This window comes from Weissella sp. ESL1177, assembly GCF_058107185.1.
In genome coordinates this window covers 1,032,442-1,051,242 of the sequence record NZ_CM176591.1, presented here as the reverse complement: position 1 = coordinate 1,051,242, position 18,801 = coordinate 1,032,442, and the positions used below count along the sequence as shown (strand labels likewise).

Genomic DNA, 18,801 nt, shown 5'->3' with positions numbered 1-18,801 from the left:
GTCCAAGGGTGCTTTTTTTATAAGTAACCAAGTAAAAAACTGTAAAGGAGCAAAGTATGAAAGAAAAACAGACGAATCAATCAATTTTTCAACGTTGGTTACTAGATAATAAAATTGTGTCAGCAATGTTAATGATTTTATTACTATTGATCATTATTTTTATGTTGCATAAGGTGTCTTTTGTATTTAATCCCATTGCACAGTTATTTCGTGCAGTTGGTGCCCCCATTATTATTGCTGGTGTCTTCTATTTCTTGCTGAATCCAATGGTAGATTGGGCGGAACGACGGTTTAATGCACCAAGAATTGTCACGATTTCGCTTCAATTTATTGTCTTGGCTCTTCTAATTATTTGGGGATTAGCGGTGTTTATTCCTTGGATTAGTAATCAAATTGTTAGTCTAGTTGATCAATGGCCAATTTATTGGGAGAAAATTGTTAAAATGGTTGACCAGTTGACATCTAATAAGCAATTTAATATGGTAAACAAATGGTTTAATAATACGAATGATGAAGTATCCAGCTGGTTAAAAGATTATTCAGCTGAATATGCGAAAAAAGGGTTACACGGTGTCTCATCAGTCGTGGGTACTGTTACCAGCGTTATTATTGCGATAATTACTTTTCCATTTGTTCTATTCTATTTGCTTAAAGATGGTCATCAAATGCCAAATTATGTGGCAAAATTTTTACCAGTTAAAGCAAGAAATTCATTTTTAGCAACGTTAAAAGAAATTAGTCGGCAAATTTCAAATTATATTCGTGGTCAAATTTCAGTTGCATTTGCAGTGATGGTTATGTTTGCGATTGGTTATACAATTATTGGTTTGCCGTATGGTTGGTTAATTGCTATTGTAGCTGGTATTTTAAACGTCATTCCATTTCTAGGATCGTTTTTAGCAATGGTACCAGCAATCGTTGTTGGTATTTTTGTGTCACCAGTCATGCTAATTTCAGTATTAATTGTTTTTATGATTGAGCAAACGTTAGAGGGACGAATTATTTCTCCAAAATTGTTAGGGTCGTCATTAAAAATTCACCCGGTCACTGTTTTGGTCGTACTTTTATCAGCAGGTAATATTTTTGGTGTGCTAGGTGTCATTTTTGGTGTACCAGGTTATGCAATCTTAAAAGTGTTGATTTACCGGTTCTATAGTTGGTGGCAAGCAAATTCAAACTTATTTAATGAAACTGAGTAGATTTAAAACATTAATAAATTTTGTTGAGTATAGAACAAGTGACGAACAGTCCGTGCTATACTTATTTTTGTATGCATTAAACACGTATTGGTTAAAAGATAACCATAGAAGGAGAAGTAAATTTATGAGTACGAATCATATTGTATTATTTGAGCCATTAATGCCAGCTAATACAGGTAATATTGCGAGAACTGCAACAGGTACAAATGCAAAACTAGATTTAATTGAGCCATTAGGTTTTAAATTGGATGATAAGCATGTGAAACGAGCGGGCTTGGATTACTGGGATAACGTGGATATTACTGTTCACAAGAATCTACCAGCATTTATGGCAACCTTGAAGGAGACTGATGAATTATTTTTGATCTCAAAATTTGCAAAGAAATCATATCATCAAGCCAATTATACGAATACTGACCATGATTATTATTTCCTTTTTGGTAAAGAAACAACTGGGTTACCAGAGCCATTTATGAAGGAACATCCAGATCAAGCATTAAGAATTCCACAGAACGACGAACACATTCGTTCATTAAACTTATCAAATACGGCCGCAATTATTATTTATGAAGTATTGCGTCAACAGAATTTTCCTAATCTTGACCTCACGCATGCGTATGATTACGATAAACTAAAATAGTTGCAGAAATTAGTATTTAAGAAAGGAGGTTCATATGGCATATAAAAAAACAACCACTAGAAAACAACCAGTAAAAAGACGACCACGGAAAACAACAAGTCGTAAGCGCAAACAAAGTAATGAAACGCTAGATTGGTTTATTTCGCGGTTACCGCAAATTTCAGGATTGATTGCTGTTATTTTATCTGTTTTAGCAATTGCCAAAGTTGGTCTAATTGGGAAAATGGTGGCGAATTTGGTTCGCTTACTTGTCGGTGGTTCGTATCAGCTTTTACTAGTTGTCTTATTGCTACCGTTTCTAGTTGTTATGGCATATGGTACATGGCCACCTCGCTTGAAATGGCATCACTATTTAGGTTTTGTTCTATTTTATTTAGGAATTATGCTAATTGGTTCCATATTATTGTTTAATAAAATGAATTTGCATAGTGATTATGTTGCAACGATTCAACAATTGATCAATCAAGATTTAAATAATCATGCAGTGACGACACCAGTTGGTGGTGGTATCATTGGCGCAGTACTTTATCAATATACCTACCTTTCAATGAGTAATTTTGGTTCATGGTTCATTGCCATTATTTTATTAATTACTGGTATCGGTGTGATGTTTAAATTATCATTGCGTAGTATCTTTGATAACTTCTTCACATTTGCTGCTGGTGCAGGTGATCTTGTGCAAACGCAAGCAACAACAGCACATGAAAAGGTAACGGAATCGATTAACACATTTCGTACGAAACAAAAAGATCGTCAGCAAGAAGCAATGCACGATTTTTTTAATGAAGATCCGTTTGGACCACATCAAGGGCATAAAAAAAAGCCAATGCCAGAAGCATCATCATCAGGTGAAATTAATTTTGATAAATTAAATTCAAACAACATGTCAACTAATGAAGATTCGGACGATGAAGCAACGAAGTTTGTTGTGCCTGAAATTGTTGCGCCAACATCACAACATGAACAACAAGCAACGATGGCAGTTGATCCTGAATTGATGCAGCAAAAGCAAGCAAATATAAGTAAAAATCAGTCTGTAAAAGTAACAAAAACGGACACGCCAACATTTGATTCAAAACAAGTTATCCAATCGGATGATCCAGTTGCACCGGTTATTTATGGAGAAGACTTGCCTGATGATGAACTATTGCCAGGTCAAGATGTGCCGTTATCACACGTGGACATTCTTGATCAACCGTCACAAGTGGTTGACCGGCAAGTGACTCATCATGCAAATAAACATGTCATACCCTCAACAATGACAGAACCAACGCCAGATGTTGATGCGAGTGGTTTGGGTACGATTGTTGAGGATAAGCATTATCAGTTACCAACGACACAATTGTTGCAACATATTGGTTCAACTGATCAGTCACAGGAACGTGATGCCCTTAGTGAAAAAGCTAGAATTTTACATCAAACATTGCAGAGCTTTAAAATTAATGCGACTGTTGAAAAGGTAGTATTAGGGCCAACAGTTACGCAATACGAAATTAAGCCAGCAGTGGGTGTCAAAGTTTCTAAAATTCAAAATTTGGCTGATGATTTGGCACTTGCTTTAGCAGCAAAATCGTTACGTATTGAAGCGCCAATACCAGGTAAAAATGTGGTTGGTATTGAAGTTGCAAACGATCAACAAGCCACTGTTGGGTTCAGAGATATGGTTGAGGAAGCAGGAATTGATACCGAAAAACCACTTGTTGTACCTATTGGCCGTGGTGTCACAAGTGGTGTTGTTAAAGTTGATTTAACAAAAATGCCACATTTGTTAATTGCTGGGTCAACTGGATCTGGAAAATCAGTTGCAATTAATGGTATTTTAGCTTCTATTTTGTTACAGGCGAAACCATCGCAAGTTAGATTGATGTTAGTGGATCCGAAAAAAGTTGAATTATCAGTTTATAATGACATTCCACACTTAATTACACCAGTTGTTTCAGATCCTAAAAAGGCAGCTTTAGGCTTGAAAAAAGTGGTTGCTGAGATGGATCGCCGCTTTAAATTATTGGCAGAAGAAGGTGTTCGAAATATTGACGGTTATAATAAGTTAGTTGCTAAACGTGATGAAACAGATAAGGGTGTGGTGTCACAAAAAATGCCTTATTTGGTTGTTATCATTGATGAGTTGGCTGATTTGATGATGACGTCTTCTGTGTCTGGAGATGTTGAGAATGCCATTGTACGTATTGCACAACTTGGTCGTGCAGCGGGTATTCATATGATTGTTGCCACGCAACGGCCGTCAGTTGATATCATTACAGGATTAATTAAAGCGAATGTGCCTTCACGGATGGCTTTTGCTGTTTCTTCAGGGGTTGATTCACGAACAATTTTAGACAGTAATGGTGCTGAAAAACTATTAGGTCGTGGTGATATGTTATTTTCACCAATTGGTTCTAATGGTCCGCAACGTGTTCAAGGAGCGTTTATTTCGGATGATGATGTGGCAGCGATTACTGATTTTATTAAACAACAAGGTAGTGCACAATATGATGAGTCAATGTCAGTGTCTGATGATGAAGTACAAGCCTTAGAAAATGGTAGTCATTCTGGCGCTGATGAATTAGATGAAAAATGGGATGACGTGTTAGAGTTTATTCTCAGAGCAGGCGGTGCCTCAACCTCATCTATACAACGTCATTTTGGTATGGGTTATAATCGAGCTGGTCGGATCATTGATTCACTAGAAGACCGTGGTTTAATCGGACCTGCAAATGGGTCAAAGCCACGTGAATTAAAGTTTACACCAGAAATGATGGATCGTTTTAAGAAAAATGCACAGTAACAGTAATGGTGATAGAAAAAGATTAGCTTGAGGGTCTTTACTGGATGATTGTCGGAGTTTCCTGTTTATTTGGGAATTTCCGACTTTTTTAATAAAGTATTGCACCGAAGAGGCATTTGCATTAGATGGCCATATTATCGCTTGAAATATGTTATTCTATCAACATTAGCGACTGATAAATAAAAAAGGGCAATGAAACAAAGGAGGTTGGTTGATGATTGAATTGAAGAATTTAATAAAAAAATTTGGTGACAAAGTCGCTGTAGACCATATGAATATGACATTAATACCAGGACACGTTGTTGGTTTAATCGGTCAAAATGGTGCTGGTAAAACGACAACATTTCGTATGATGTTGGACTTTATCAAGCCAACTGAAGGGACAATCTTGTGGGATGGTCATAACATCACAAGTCGAGATAAACAAAATATTGGTTTTTTACCTGAAGAACGAGGATTATATCAAAAATTAACCATTGAACAGCAAGTTCTTTATTTTGCCGAATTACACGGCATGGCCAAAAGTGAAGCGAAAGAAAAATTAAAATATTGGATGAAACAACTTGATGTAGTTGGAAAGACTTCAGACAAAGTACAAAGTCTTTCGAAAGGAAATGCACAAAAGGTCCAACTCATCGCAACTGTCATTACAGAACCATCATTGTTAATTTTAGATGAACCATTCACAGGACTCGATCCCGTTAATGCACAATTAATGATGAATGAAATTTTACGTTTGAAGCAAAACGGTGCAATGATTATTTTTAGTTCACATAACATGAGTGGTGTTGAAAAATTGTCAGATGAATTATTGATGCTTAAACATGGGAAAACAGTTTTAAGTGGTAATCTGACTAAAATTAGAGAGTCATTTGGACGTAGTGAGCTTTATATAGAGTCAACAGTTAGTGATCATGATTTATTGGCGATTCCAGGTGTTGTTACATTAAAGAAAACAGGACATGGACGGCAATTAAAGTTGGCTCGAGAAGAAGTTGGCAAGGATGTGTTTAAATTGGTTGCTCAAGATGGATACGTGCCGGTTTTTGCCCAACAGCCCCCAACATTAGATGAAATTTTTCGACGTGAGGTAATTGGAGGTGAATCAAATGAATAATCATCAATTATTTTTAGTTGCGCGTCAAACTTATTTAAATCGCTTAAAAACATTTGGCTTTTGGTCAGTTGTTTTAGCACCAATCATTATTCTGTTGGTCATTGCAGGTATTGTGTTTATCATGAATGCAACACAAAGTCATGAAAAGCCAACCGTAGCTGTTGTTCATAATACGACGTTAGCAACCTACTTGAAAAAAGATAAGTCTGTTGGTGCGAAATATAAAAATTTGGCAACGGAAAAGGAAGCGAAACAATTATTAAAAAATGACAAAATTGACGGTTATTTAACGTCAAATAATGACCACTATCATTTGACAATGTCAGCCAATGCGGAATCTTTATCTGAGGATGCTTTGAAAACAAATCTAAATCAGTATCAAATGGTGATGCAAGCTGCCAAATTAAATTTAAGTACAGCGCAATTGCAACGCTTAGTCCAACCATCAAAATTTCAGTCAACTATCTATAGCCATAATGGTAAATCTGCTGCTGGTGGGTCGTCGTCAAATATGGCAAATAGCATGCTAGCAGCTGGTTTGGGAATTTTTATTTTTATTTTCCTAACAGCCTATGTCGGCATAATTGCACAAGAAATTGCTAATGAAAAGTCATCACGAATAATGGAAATTCTTCTGGCAGTTACTTCACCAGGCGTTCAATTTTTTGGCAAATTATTGGGTGTGGCTGCACTGGCAGTGACACACGGTTTGGTGTACATTATTGCAGCAGGCGGTGTGGCACTATTTATGCCAGATAATAAATACTTAAAGACAACCGAAAAAATGTTAACGGGTGTTGATGTTAATTTTGCAATAATGGCTGGCTTATTAGCAATCGTGGGTATTTTCTTGCATATGATTTTAACAGCTATTATTGCGGCAATGATTAACGATTTGAGTCAAGTACAACAGGCCGTATCACCAATCACTTATGTTGCAATGATTGGCTATATCTTAACTTTTATATTGGAAGGTCAACCACATAATATGCTAATTAATATTTTGTCTTATGTACCCTTCATCTCACAAACGTTGATGCCTGCACGTTTAGGTTTGCAATACGCAAACTTAACTGATGCATTGATTGCATTGGGATTGGAATTAGTTGTATTGGTATTTTTAGCGAAGTATGGGTTACGTGTTTATAAGCAAAATGTCCTTACTTACACTGATGGTAATATTACGAAAGCTGCATTGTTGAGCCTTAAGGGACTATTCAGTAAAAAAAAATTTGAAGACTAATAAGGGTGACAACCTCATGCTATTGTGAAAGTAGCATGAGGTTGTTATGATGTATAGGTGATTAGGAAAAATGTGAACAGTAGCAGATTAAAAATTGACGTCTCTTATGGTTATTATCAAGTATATTTTTAGTTCTTTTAGATATAAAAAGATCGTCAATTGACTATTTTAGATGGTCAATTGACGATTCGTTTTTACCTAGGACAATATTTTTGTACTAGTCATTTATAAAATTACTTGTTATTTTTTGCACTGTTACTTTTTCCAAGAAAACGATCTTTGTCTTTATCTTTCAAATCAGGAATGTCAAACACTTCGTCAATTTGACGAGATAATTCGTCATTTCTTTTTGTTTGTAATGGCATGTAAAGGACCTCCTAATTAATAATTAGCATTATTATAGCATGTTTTGTTAAAGTATGGTTAAACGACCAAATGTCATTAGACAGACATCGATTGTCAGCTAAGAGTTAAGAAAGGCGTATTGATGGCATCAGAACATATTGAACAAAAATTGGCTTTACTGCCAGATTTACCAGGTTCTTATCAAATGAAAGATAAGAACGGCAAGATTATTTATGTTGGTAAAGCCAAAAATTTAAAAAATAGAGTGCGTTCTTATTTTAAGAGCGAGCATACAGGAAAAACAGCTCAGTTAGTAGAAAATATTGCAGATTTTGATTTTATTGTGACAAGTTCGGAAAAGGAATCCTTATTATTAGAAATTACCTTAATACAAAAATATCAACCCTATTACAATATTCGTTTAAAGCGGGGCACAGGTTATCCGTACATTAAAATTACGGCAGAACGAGATCCACAGATTTTATTAGCCAATGAAGTTGTAGATGATGGTGGACATTATTTTGGTCCTTATCCTAACGTTTATGCGGCACAGGAGACATTACATTTTTTACAAAAAGTATACCCTTTGCGTCGTTGTCATGGTTATCAAGGGCGACCTTGTCTGTACGCAAATATTGGTCAATGCTTAGGGGCTTGCTATCAGGAAGTACCGGTTGCAACGTATGATGCACAGATCAAAAAGATTAAACGATTTTTAGATGGTGATACAAAAGCTGTGATAAAAATGCTTCAGAAAAAAATGAATGAAGCTGCCGCAAACATGGCTTATGAACGGGCCGCAGATTTACGGGATCAGTTAAAGTTTATTGAAGCAACTGTTGAAAAGCAAAAAATTATATCACGTGATGGTACACCTCGTGATATATTCAATTTCTATATGGATAAAGGCTGGTTATCTGTTCAGGTTTTCTTTATTAGACAAGCACGTTTAATGAAACGTGAAAAACGGTTATTTGCGATTGTTGCGTCAGCTGAAGAAGAATTAACAAGTTTTATCTTACAATTTTATAATCGGCGAAATGCAGTATTGCCAAAAGAGATTTTAGTACCTAGTGGTGTTGATAAAAAAGTAATTGCTGAGGTTTTGCAAATACCTGTGCGGACACCACAACGGGGTGAAAAAAAGGCATTACTAGAATTGGCAGGTAAAAATGCCAAAATTGTTTTAGGTGAAAAATTTCGATTATTAGAGATGAATGAATCCAAAACAAGTGGGGCAATGCAAGAGATAGCTGATGCTTTAGCCATTCCAAAAATTCATCGTATTGAGGCATTTGATCATTCTCATTTACAGGGAGCGGATATGGTATCTGCAATGGTTGTTTTTGAAGATGGTCTACCAAATAAGAATAAATATCGTAAATACAAAAATAAAACAGTTGCACATGCGGATGAGCGAGCAGAGACTATGGAAGTTATTCGACGACGTTACTCGCGATTACTAAAAGAGCACGGTGAACTACCAGATCTTATTTTAATGGATGGTGGTGTCATCCAATTAAATGCAGCAAAAGAAGTTATTGAAGATGAATTAGGATTGAACATTCCGGTAGCAGCAATGGTTAAGAATGAACAACATAAAACTGCTGATTTGTTACAAGAAGAAGGTGCAACTCATGTACATTTAGATCCCAATTCACAAGGGTTTTATTTGCTACAGCGAATTCAAGATGAAGTGCATCGTTTTGTCATTACTTTTCACCGTCAGTTGCATTCAAAAAGTTCATTAGGTTCACGTTTAGATGGCATTGCTGGTGTTGGTCCGAAAACAAGACAAAAATTATTATCGAAATATGGGTCAATGAGTAAGATGGCACAAGCGTCGATTACAGAATTAAAACAACTGGGGATATCTGAAAAAGTTGCAAACAATATTAAGATTTCATTGGCAGCAATGCAACATCATGATGAGTAATGGTAGTCAAACATTAGAAAGTGCTGTAAAATGTAATTCGACAGTTTACAGTTGGCTAGAGTAAAGCTATAAAGAAAGTGAGGTCATAAACGATGGCGTTTGTCGACCAAGTAAAAATTTTTGTAAAAGCAGGAAAAGGTGGCGATGGCGCGGTGTCATTCCGTCATGAAAAATATATTAATATGGGTGGACCGTTTGGTGGTGACGGCGGTCACGGTGGTTCAGTTGTCATGGTTGTTGATGAAGGGCTACGTACTTTGATGGATTTCCGTTACAAGCGTCATTTCAAGGCAAAAGTTGGTGGCAATGGTGCAACCAAAGGAATGACTGGTAAGTCTGCGGAAGATTTAATTATCAGAGTGCCACAGGGGACAACGATTACGAATGCTGAAACTGGTCAAGTGATTGGTGATTTAACTGAAAAGGGACAGCGGTTGGTCATTGCTAAAGGTGGTCGTGGTGGCCGTGGTAATATTCGCTTTGCTTCATCAAAAAATCCAGCACCAGAAATTGCTGAAAATGGTGAGCCTGGTGAGGAATTGGATATTGCTTTGGAGCTTCGTGTATTGGCAGATGTAGGGCTTGTAGGTTTCCCATCTGTTGGCAAGTCAACACTGTTATCAGTTGTCACTGCAGCAAAGCCTAAAGTTGCAGCATATCATTTTACGACTTTAGTGCCAAATCTGGGTATGGTCCGTTTAGAAGATGGTCGTGATTTTGTAATGGCTGATTTACCGGGACTTATTGAAGGTGCGTCTGAAGGTGTTGGTTTAGGAATTCAATTTTTACGTCACGTTGAGCGAACACGTGTCATATTACACATGATTGATATGTCAGGTGTTGATCCTGAACAAGATCCTTATGATAATTATTTAAAAATCAATCAAGAATTAGCAGCGTATGATCCAGCACTGCTTGAACGACCACAAATTATTGTACCAACGAAGATGGATATGCCAGATGCACAAACAGCTCTTGAGATGTTTAAAGAACAATTACACAAAGATGTTCATGTACCAGATGATATTGAAATTATGCCAATTTCATCATTATCACGTGAAGGACTGGAACCGTTATTACGTCGGACAGCTGATTTACTTGATGAAACGCCTATCTTCGTACCAAAGGGCATGGTAGATACAGATGATGAACAAGTTAACTATGAGTTTGAAAATCGGGAACAACCATTTGAGCTAACAAGAGATGAAGATGGTGTTTGGATATTGTCTGGTAACGAAATTGAACGTTTATTTAAGCGGACAAATACTAATTATACAGAATCATTAATGCGCTTTGCCCGACAAATTAGATTTATGGGTGTTGATGAGGCGTTGTATACGGCGGGTGCCAAAAATGGTGACATTGTCCAAATTTTGGATTTCCAATTTGAGTATGAAGAATAATGACTAACAATTTTTTAATTGTTACAGCAAGGCCGTTAATCTACCAATTCTAAATGGTTAGGTTAATGACCTTTTTGGTATTTTCAAGTACTAATATTTTATAAATTATTGAAAAGGAGAAAGTATCGTGGCAGGTAACCAAGTTGAACATGTTAGTGAGTTGGGTAGATACATTACCATTGCAGAGAAACAAGTAACCTGGGAACAAGTGATTAAAAAATCACGGTTTATTGTGAATATAGCGCGCGTATCAAACGAACAAGAAGCGCAGCAATTTATTGCAGACGTTAGTCAAATGCATCATAAAGCAACTCATAATGTCTGGGCCTATATTTTAGGAAATCGAAATGAAATTCAGCGTTATTCAGATAATGGTGAACCTGCTGGTACAGCTGGTGTACCAATGTTAGAGGTCTTAAAAAATAACGCAGTTCGTGATGTCGCTGTGGTGGTGACACGTTACTTTGGGGGAATAAAACTAGGCGCCGGTGGTTTGGTCAGAGTCTATGCAGGAACGGTTGTTGGTGGCGTTGAAGCAAGTGGCTTAATTGAACGGATTCAACGGCATGAGGTTAATTTACAAATAACGTATAAACAATACGAACCTTTAAAATATTGGTTAGAACAACAGCAATATCAGATCATTGATACAAGCTATGGAACAGCTGTGACAATTAAAACAGCTGTTGCTGATGATAAAATGGCGTTATTTCAACAAGCAGTGATAAACGAAATGGCAGGTCAAATTAAAATCACGGTGGGTGAAGTTAATTGGTATGAAATACCCTATCAGCAAACTGTTAATGCACGTACGGAAACTTTGAAATAAGTTTATTTTAAGGTGCATTTAGTTGGAGCAATGTAAAATGACTTTTGAATTCATGAGTCATATCGTATTGGAAGAAAAATGAAAAAAGATATTTTACGGGTACATTTAATTGCGATTTGTTTGGTAATCGTTATTTGGTTAGTACCAACTAATTATAATTTTTTAATTTGGAATTTATTTTTAGCATTGATTCCGTTTGACTTAGCAATAGTCATTCGAAAGTTACAGGGGCATCGTCTGTTACAAATAATATTATCCATTGTGTGGTTGGTCTTTTTCCCAAATGCCATGTACATGGTAACTGATTTTAGTCATTTATCATCGATTGGGACAGGTTTGATGACAGAAACCCAGTTTTTTAATTATGCTATCTTAGCAGTAGGTGTTTTAATGGGGTTGTTATTTGGTTTATCTGCAGCACATACCATTGCAAAAATATATTGTAAAAAATTATCTGCTATTTGGACAGTTATTTTTTACATTGTGTTGTCCATTTTATCTGCATATGGTATCTATTTAGGTCGATTTTTACGAATAAATTCGTGGGAAATTATTAGCAATCCACACAAAGTATTGACGTTATTTATTGCCTCAATTTCAATGCATAGCCTTGTTTTTGTTGTGTCATTTGGTGCTTTACAATTTGCCTTGTTAACGCTATATCATGTGATTAGACGCATTAATATCGATTAAAAAAACTCAATATCGTCTCACATACAATGTCAATTTTGGACATCTTGGAGGCGATATTGAGTTTTTTTACAGATTAAGTGAATCATCGTTTTTTAATGATTTCGTGCGATAAAAGAATAGACCAGCATTGAGAACGATTAGTAAAGCACTAGCAATAAAGATACCACGATAATCAAAGAACATCGCAACAACAGTTCCCATAACTGGTCCAACGACAGACCCAAGTGATTGGAACGATTGATTATAGGCAAAGATACGTGATGTAATTTGTGTTGGTGTGGTCTTAGTTAAGAGCGTTTGTACAGCCGGTAACATTGTTGCATCTGAGATACCGATCATAAAACGTAAGACAGCTAGTTGCCAGACAGCGGTCACGAAACCGGTTGGTAGCATAAAAACAAAAGCCAAAATAAAACCAATTAGCATAATACGATGGGTACCGATTCGATCACCAAGTTGGCCAAATCTTGGTGCTGCTAGCATGGTTGCAATACCTGGCATAGCTGCAACAACACCAGCCCATAGAGTCGTACTACCAGCACCATGATTTAATTCGCGAACAAAGAGAGCGACAATAGGACCAATCGACTGATTGACAATTTGAATAATGAAAGTTGTTAAAAAAAGACCTATTGTTAGTTTGGGGTATTTTAATTGTTTGAAAATTTCTTTACGGGTGAGTGACTTACCACGAGTAATAGGTGTAAATTCTTCTTTGACTAATGTAAAGACAAGAATAAATACAAGAACAAAAATAACACCAGTGATAATGAAGGAAATTCGGTAACTAACAATTGATGCTAAAACACCACCAATAAAAGGACCTAGTAGTTGACCACCTGTGACACCAGTCACCAGCATGCCTAAAGCATAACCTGATTGTTCTTTTGGGGTTTGTGTGGCAATCATGGCGTTAGCATTTGAGATAAAACCACCAAATAAACCTTGTAATGCACGTAAAAATACAAGTTGCCAAATATTTTGTGCAGCGCCCATAAAGAAGAAGACAATAGCCATACCTAATGAAGCTCTTAACAACATAAGTTTACGACCGCGGCTATCAGCTAATTTCCCCCAAAATGGTGAAATAATAGCTGTCATCAAAAATGTGATTGAAAATGCCAACCCACTATAAAAAGTTAATTGATTTTTTGTGAAATCTCCCAGGGTATCCACATATAGGGACAAAAAGGGCATGACTTCACTAAAACCAATGCCAGTCATGAATACACCGAACCAAAGGACGAAAAGATTGCGTTGCCAAGTCGGTAATTCTGACAATTTTTGTTTTAACATATTTGTCTCCCACTAATTTGTTTTTTATAAGTATTCATTTTACTCGTTTTATAATATTCGTGCACGTTATAAATCTATTAGGATAGTGTCATGCTTTAAAAGAAACTAAAAGACAACAAAAAAGGACTGGTTAGAACCAGTCCCTTCTTGTTGTAGGTTTAATAAGAGATATGTTAATTGAGTAGATTTACTAGGAAAGTAAAAACTCTTCGCCATGTGGGTGACGAAACGACCAAGTTATGAGTGTAGGCTTACTCACAACCTATCTTTAAGTCGATATGGTTATCATAAAGCCAAAATATGAATAAATTGTGAATTTTATTGTAAAAAAAATCACATATTGTCATTGTGGGATTATCAGATGAGTTAATTTTTTCTGTTATAATAGAAAAGTGATTTAGAGAATGGGAGATAAATATGTACGAATATCTAAAGGGGACAATTACAGCAATTTTACCAACTTATATTGTTGTTGATATACAGGGTATTGGTTATCGTGTCTTAGTCGCTAATCCATATGCATTTGCATTGAATAGCACAATGACAGTTTATGTTGAACAGATTATTCGTGATAATGATCAAGCATTGTATGGCTTTTTGGATAAAGCCGATAAGAACTTGTTTCAAAAATTGTTAAATGTTTCAGGCATTGGTCCAAAATCAGCGTTAGCAATATTAGCCAACAGTGATCATACTGGGTTAGTAAATGCGATTATGCAAAATGATGTTGGCTTTTTGACCAAGTTTCCAGGCATTGGTAAGAAAACAGCACAGCAAATTATTTTAGATTTACAAAATAAATTGACAGATTTAACAGCGCCAACCAGTGATCCTAAGCCTATACAAACAGATTTAACAAATCCAGCATTAGTGGATGCACTGCTAGCCCTTGAAGCGTTGGGCTATGCAAAAAAAGAGATTAAACGTGTGGAGAAGGCACTATCAAAGAAAGAAAATCTAACGACTGCGGCATATGTGAGTGCTGGTTTGAAATTACTGCAATAGATTGGAGGAGATTAGATGGCAGAGGATGTTTTACATGATATGCATACTGACACTGGTGAACAGTCAATAGAGCAAACACTACGTCCTAGTACATTGCAACAATACATTGGTCAAGAAGACTTAAAACAAAGATTACATGTTTATATTGAAGCAGCAAAGCAACGTTCGGAACCGTTAGACCATATGTTACTTTATGGGCCTCCTGGATTAGGGAAAACAACTTTAGCGATGGTTGTGGCTAATGAGATGGGTGTTGGATTACGAACGACCTCTGGACCAGCTATAGAAAAATCAGGCGATTTATTAGCGTTATTAAATGAATTAGCACCTGGTGATGTTTTATTTATCGATGAAATACACCGAATGCCAAAACAAGTTGAAGAAATGCTTTATTCAGCTATGGAAGATTTTTATGTGGATATCATCGCTGGTGAGGGTCCAACTGCTCATCCCATCCATTTTCCCTTACCACCGTTTACGCTAATTGGTGCGACCACACGAGCCGGTATGTTATCGCAACCTTTACGGGATCGTTTTGGCATCGTTGAGCATATGGCGTATTATACAGCGGAGGAATTAGCAACGATTATTAAGCGATCGGCTAATATTTTTAATATTGAAATTGCTGACGAAGGCGCATTTGAATTAGCAAGGCGTTCTCGAGGGACGCCTAGAATTGCAAATCGTTTGTTAAGACGTGTTCGTGATTTTACAACGGTTAAAGGCTTGCAAACGATTAATGATGAAATGGTCAATTTTTCATTAGCATTATTACAAATAGATAGTCAGGGCCTGGATGAAGTTGATCATAAAATTTTAGAAACGATGATTAATTTTTATCAAGGTGGACCCGTTGGCGTCAATACAATTGCAGCAAATATAGGTGAAGAAGTTGATACCATTGAATCAGTGTACGAACCTTATTTGCTACAAATTGGTTTTTTACAACGTACACCGCGAGGACGAGTTGTCACATTAGCAGCATATGAACATTTACACTTGCCTTTACCTGATAAAAAGTAGTTAGGAGTATAATAAATGACGGAAACATACAATAGTTTGAATGATTTTGATTATAATTTACCACATGAATTAATTGCACAAACACCATTGGAAAAACGAGATGGCTCTCGTTTATTGGAATTGAATGCTGATACAGGTGAAATGCATGATCGTCATTTTTATGACATTATTGATTATTTAAATCCAGGGGATGCTTTGGTGATGAATAATTCGCGTGTTTTACCAGCAAGATTATACGGTGTACGTCCTGAAACAGGCGGACACGTTGAAGTATTGCTATTGCGTCAAGATCATGGTGATGTTTGGGAGACGTTGGTTAAACCAGCTCGTAAATATCCGGTTGGACAGAAAATTGTTTTCGGAGATGGTAAATTAACAGCTGAAGTTATTGAGGAACTCGAACATGGTGGTCGAATGATTGCTTTTCATTATGATGGTATTTTTTTAGAAATTTTAGAAGAACTTGGAGAAATGCCATTACCTCCTTATATTAAAGAGAAACTTGAAGATCAAGAACGTTATCAAACGGTTTATTCAAAAGTTAATGGTTCTGCAGCTGCACCGACTGCCGGCTTACATTGGACACCAGAATTGTTACAAAAAGTAGCTGATAAAGGTATCAAGTTAGTAGAATTGACGCTCCATGTTGGTTTAGGAACTTTTAGACCGGTTGAGGAGGATAATATTGATGATCATAAGATGCACTCTGAATTTTATCAATTAAGTGAGGAAGCAGCACAAACGTTGAACGAAGTACGTGCAAATGGCGGTCGTGTTGTTGCAACAGGAACCACATCAATTCGAACACTTGAAACAATTGGTGCAAAGTTTGATGGTGAATTACATGCTGATTCTGGCTGGACAGATATATTTATTAAACCAGGTTTTGAATGGCGGGTTGTTGATGCATTTATTACGAATTTTCATTTACCTAAATCAACATTAGTGATGTTGGTTGCCGCATTTACTGGTCGTGATAATATTTTGAATGCTTATAAGCATGCTGTGGCAGAAAAATATCGTTTCTTTAGTTTTGGGGATGCAATGTTTATCCATCATTAGTACTGATAGCATTTATTCTTTATTAGAAGTGATACTAGTTGCGTGATAAAAGTGTTGACTTTATTTAGTGATATGTGTATTATATATATTGTTGCTGATAAATAAGCGCTTTGCGGATGTAGTACAATGGCTAGTGCTCCAGCCTTCCAAGCTGGGAATGCGGGTTCGATTCCCGTCGTCCGCTTAACATCTTTGTTGATGTGATGTTGATCATTGAAAACTGAATATCGTTTCGATGAAACAAATGTGTAGGGTCATCAAGCAATTTGCTTGATACAAAAACATTTGCGAAGTCAATTCGCTAATAAATTCGTTTAACTTCTGTTAAACAAATAACAACAATTGAGTGATACTCAAACTTTTAAAATGAGAGTTTGATCCTGGCTCAGGATGAACGCTGGCGGCGTGCCTAATACATGCAAGTCGAACGCTTTGTCTTTAAATGAAATGACGAGCTTGCTCAGATTTGATTTTATCTGACAAAGAGTGGCGAACGGGTGAGTAACACGTGGGTAACCTACCTCTTAGCAGGGGATAACATTTGGAAACAAGTGCTAATACCGTATAATACCAACAACCGCATGGTTGTTGGTTGAAAGATGGTTCTGCTATCACTAAGAGATGGACCCGCGGTGCATTAGCTAGTTGGTAAGGTAAAGGCTTACCAAGGCCATGATGCATAGCCGAGTTGAGAGACTGATCGGCCACAATGGGACTGAGACACGGCCCATACTCCTACGGGAGGCAGCAGTAGGGAATCTTCCACAATGGGCGCAAGCCTGATGGAGCAACGCCGCGTGTGTGATGAAGGGTTTCGGCTCGTAAAACACTGTTATAAGAGAAGAACGGCACTGAGAGTAACTGTTCAGTGTGTGACGGTATCTTACCAGAAAGGAACGGCTAAATACGTGCCAGCAGCCGCGGTAATACGTATGTTCCAAGCGTTATCCGGATTTATTGGGCGTAAAGCGAGCGCAGACGGTTATTTAAGTCTGAAGTGAAAGCCCTCAGCTCAACTGAGGAATGGCTTTGGAAACTGGATGACTTGAGTGCAGTAGAGGAAAGTGGAACTCCATGTGTAGCGGTGAAATGCGTAGATATATGGAAGAACACCAGTGGCGAAGGCGGCTTTCTGGACTGTAACTGACGTTGAGGCTCGAAAGTGTGGGTAGCAAACAGGATTAGATACCCTGGTAGTCCACACCGTAAACGATGAGTGCTAGATGTTCGAGGGTTTCCGCCCTTGAGTGTCGTAGCTAACGCATTAAGCACTCCGCCTGGGGAGTACGACCGCAAGGTTGAAACTCAAAGGAATTGACGGGGACCCGCACAAGCGGTGGAGCATGTGGTTTAATTCGAAGCAACGCGAAGAACCTTACCAGGTCTTGACATCCCTTGCTAATCCTAGAAATAGGATGTTCCCTTCGGGGACAAGGTGACAGGTGGTGCATGGTTGTCGTCAGCTCGTGTCGTGAGATGTTGGGTTAAGTCCCGCAACGAGCGCAACCCTTATTATTAGTTGCCAGCATTCAGTTGGGCACTCTAGTGAGACTGCCGGTGACAAACCGGAGGAAGGTGGGGATGACGTCAAATCATCATGCCCCTTATGACCTGGGCTACACACGTGCTACAATGGCATATACAACGAGTCGCCAACCCGCGAGGGTGCGCTAATCTCTTAAAGTATGTCTCAGTTCGGATTGTAGGCTGCAACTCGCCTACATGAAGTCGGAATCGCTAGTAATCGCGGATCAGCACGCCGCGGTGAATACGTTCCCGGGTCTTGTACACACCGCCCGTCACACCATGAGAGTTTGTAACACCCAAAGCCGGTGGGGTAACCTTTTAGGAGCCAGCCGTCTAAGGTGGGACAGATGATTAGGGTGAAGTCGTAACAAGGTAGCCGTAGGAGAACCTGCGGCTGGATCACCTCCTTTCTAAGGAAAATCGGAAACCTACACAGTCAACGAAACGATATTTAGTTTTGAGTGGTTAACATTCAAATATGGGGAATTAGCTCAGCTGGGAGAGCGCCTGCTTTGCAAGCAGGAGGTCATCGGTTCGATCCCGATATTCTCCATTGCAACCAAACGGTTGCTTATTAGTTCTTTGAAAACTGAATCATAATTGTAAATTTTTTAAATTCATTTCAATTGATATTAATCAATTAAATTGAGCCGAAAAAATACACCGCGTAATTTTTTGAGTTTTTTAAATCAGTTTAA

The 18,801-nt window shown here is 37.5% G+C and carries 14 protein-coding genes, 2 tRNA genes and 1 rRNA gene; 15 read left to right on the top strand and 2 right to left on the bottom strand.

The genetic code is table 11. The annotated features are described in order from the left end of the window. Positions 1-56 precede the first annotated feature (56 nt). From AC3B5D_RS05020 to AC3B5D_RS05000, 5 genes are all read left to right on the top strand, one after another. Complete coding sequence (locus tag AC3B5D_RS05020; protein ID WP_489841094.1) at positions 57-1,199, top strand: AI-2E family transporter; 1,143 nt, start codon at positions 57-59, stop codon at positions 1,197-1,199. A gap of 124 nt (positions 1,200-1,323) precedes the next feature. After that, positions 1,324-1,839, top strand: a complete 516-nt coding sequence (locus AC3B5D_RS05015; protein WP_489841095.1) for a tRNA (cytidine(34)-2'-O)-methyltransferase — start codon at positions 1,324-1,326, stop codon at positions 1,837-1,839. Between the two features lie 34 nt (positions 1,840-1,873). Beyond that, positions 1,874-4,624, top strand: coding sequence for a DNA translocase FtsK (locus tag AC3B5D_RS05010; protein ID WP_489841096.1), 2,751 nt, complete (start codon positions 1,874-1,876; stop codon positions 4,622-4,624). Positions 4,625-4,838: 214 nt separating this feature from the next. Continuing rightward, positions 4,839-5,741, top strand: coding sequence for an ABC transporter ATP-binding protein (locus AC3B5D_RS05005; RefSeq protein ID WP_489841097.1), 903 nt, complete (start codon positions 4,839-4,841; stop codon positions 5,739-5,741). Then, a complete protein-coding gene (locus AC3B5D_RS05000) occupies positions 5,734-6,984 on the top strand; it encodes an ABC transporter permease (protein ID WP_489841098.1) in 1,251 nt (416 codons plus the stop codon). Before AC3B5D_RS05005 ends, AC3B5D_RS05000 begins: the two co-directional genes overlap by 8 nt. Before the next feature lie 233 nt (positions 6,985-7,217). Here the strand turns inward: AC3B5D_RS05000 and AC3B5D_RS04995 are convergent, their stop codons facing one another. Further along, entirely contained in the window at positions 7,218-7,349 is a 132-nt protein-coding gene (locus tag AC3B5D_RS04995; RefSeq protein ID WP_489841099.1) for a hypothetical protein, read from the bottom strand. Positions 7,350-7,471: 122 nt separating this feature from the next. Between AC3B5D_RS04995 and uvrC the strand changes: the two genes are divergently transcribed. From uvrC to AC3B5D_RS04975, 4 genes are all read left to right on the top strand, one after another. Next, positions 7,472-9,265: an excinuclease ABC subunit UvrC gene (gene uvrC / locus AC3B5D_RS04990; RefSeq protein ID WP_489841100.1), complete on the top strand. Its 1,794-nt coding sequence runs from the start codon at positions 7,472-7,474 to the stop codon at positions 9,263-9,265. A gap of 92 nt (positions 9,266-9,357) precedes the next feature. Next, positions 9,358-10,668 carry a GTPase ObgE gene (gene obgE, locus AC3B5D_RS04985; protein ID WP_489841101.1) on the top strand — a complete coding sequence of 437 codons (1,311 nt, stop codon included), beginning with the start codon at positions 9,358-9,360 and terminating at the stop codon, positions 10,666-10,668. Positions 10,669-10,795: 127 nt separating this feature from the next. Continuing rightward, positions 10,796-11,497: a YigZ family protein gene (locus tag AC3B5D_RS04980; protein ID WP_489841102.1), complete on the top strand. Its 702-nt coding sequence runs from the start codon at positions 10,796-10,798 to the stop codon at positions 11,495-11,497. A gap of 78 nt (positions 11,498-11,575) precedes the next feature. Further along, positions 11,576-12,190 (top strand): DUF1361 domain-containing protein, encoded by a 615-nt coding sequence (locus AC3B5D_RS04975; RefSeq protein ID WP_489841103.1) that lies wholly within the window; start codon positions 11,576-11,578, stop codon positions 12,188-12,190. 66 nt (positions 12,191-12,256) lie between these two features. Here the strand turns inward: AC3B5D_RS04975 and AC3B5D_RS04970 are convergent, their stop codons facing one another. Beyond that, a complete protein-coding gene (locus AC3B5D_RS04970; RefSeq protein WP_489841104.1) occupies positions 12,257-13,486 on the bottom strand; it encodes a multidrug efflux MFS transporter in 1,230 nt (409 codons plus the stop codon). A 417-nt stretch (positions 13,487-13,903) separates the two neighbouring features. Between AC3B5D_RS04970 and ruvA the strand changes: the two genes are divergently transcribed. The 6 genes from ruvA (at position 13,904) to AC3B5D_RS04940 (ending at position 18,656) form a co-directional block, all read left to right on the top strand. Continuing rightward, on the top strand, positions 13,904-14,491 hold the full coding sequence (gene ruvA, locus AC3B5D_RS04965) for a Holliday junction branch migration protein RuvA (RefSeq protein WP_489841105.1): 588 nt from the start codon (positions 13,904-13,906) through the stop codon (positions 14,489-14,491). A 15-nt stretch (positions 14,492-14,506) separates the two neighbouring features. Beyond that, on the top strand, positions 14,507-15,514 hold the full coding sequence (gene ruvB, locus AC3B5D_RS04960; protein WP_489841106.1) for a Holliday junction branch migration DNA helicase RuvB: 1,008 nt from the start codon (positions 14,507-14,509) through the stop codon (positions 15,512-15,514). 15 nt (positions 15,515-15,529) lie between these two features. Continuing rightward, positions 15,530-16,576, top strand: coding sequence for a tRNA preQ1(34) S-adenosylmethionine ribosyltransferase-isomerase QueA (gene queA, locus AC3B5D_RS04955; protein ID WP_489841107.1), 1,047 nt, complete (start codon positions 15,530-15,532; stop codon positions 16,574-16,576). Between the two features lie 112 nt (positions 16,577-16,688). Next, a tRNA-Gly gene (locus tag AC3B5D_RS04950) sits at positions 16,689-16,760 on the top strand. A 178-nt stretch (positions 16,761-16,938) separates the two neighbouring features. After that, positions 16,939-18,513, top strand: a 16S ribosomal RNA gene (locus tag AC3B5D_RS04945). A 70-nt stretch (positions 18,514-18,583) separates the two neighbouring features. Next, positions 18,584-18,656: transfer RNA gene (locus tag AC3B5D_RS04940), tRNA-Ala, on the top strand. Positions 18,657-18,801 lie beyond the last annotated feature (145 nt).

Coding starts and splice junctions, on each gene's coding strand:
- AC3B5D_RS05020 (WP_489841094.1), top strand. CDS start 57: ATGAAAGAAAAACAGACGAATCAATCAATTTTTCAACGTTGGTTACTA.
- AC3B5D_RS05010 (WP_489841096.1), top strand. CDS start 1,874: ATGGCATATAAAAAAACAACCACTAGAAAACAACCAGTAAAAAGACGA.
- AC3B5D_RS05015 (WP_489841095.1), top strand. CDS start 1,324: ATGAGTACGAATCATATTGTATTATTTGAGCCATTAATGCCAGCTAAT.
- ruvB (WP_489841106.1), top strand. CDS start 14,507: ATGGCAGAGGATGTTTTACATGATATGCATACTGACACTGGTGAACAG.
- AC3B5D_RS05000 (WP_489841098.1), top strand. CDS start 5,734: ATGAATAATCATCAATTATTTTTAGTTGCGCGTCAAACTTATTTAAAT.
- AC3B5D_RS04995 (WP_489841099.1), bottom strand. CDS start 7,349: ATGCCATTACAAACAAAAAGAAATGACGAATTATCTCGTCAAATTGAC.
- AC3B5D_RS04970 (WP_489841104.1), bottom strand. CDS start 13,486: ATGTTAAAACAAAAATTGTCAGAATTACCGACTTGGCAACGCAATCTT.
- AC3B5D_RS04975 (WP_489841103.1), top strand. CDS start 11,576: ATGAAAAAAGATATTTTACGGGTACATTTAATTGCGATTTGTTTGGTA.
- AC3B5D_RS05005 (WP_489841097.1), top strand. CDS start 4,839: ATGATTGAATTGAAGAATTTAATAAAAAAATTTGGTGACAAAGTCGCT.
- uvrC (WP_489841100.1), top strand. CDS start 7,472: ATGGCATCAGAACATATTGAACAAAAATTGGCTTTACTGCCAGATTTA.
- ruvA (WP_489841105.1), top strand. CDS start 13,904: ATGTACGAATATCTAAAGGGGACAATTACAGCAATTTTACCAACTTAT.
- queA (WP_489841107.1), top strand. CDS start 15,530: ATGACGGAAACATACAATAGTTTGAATGATTTTGATTATAATTTACCA.
- obgE (WP_489841101.1), top strand. CDS start 9,358: ATGGCGTTTGTCGACCAAGTAAAAATTTTTGTAAAAGCAGGAAAAGGT.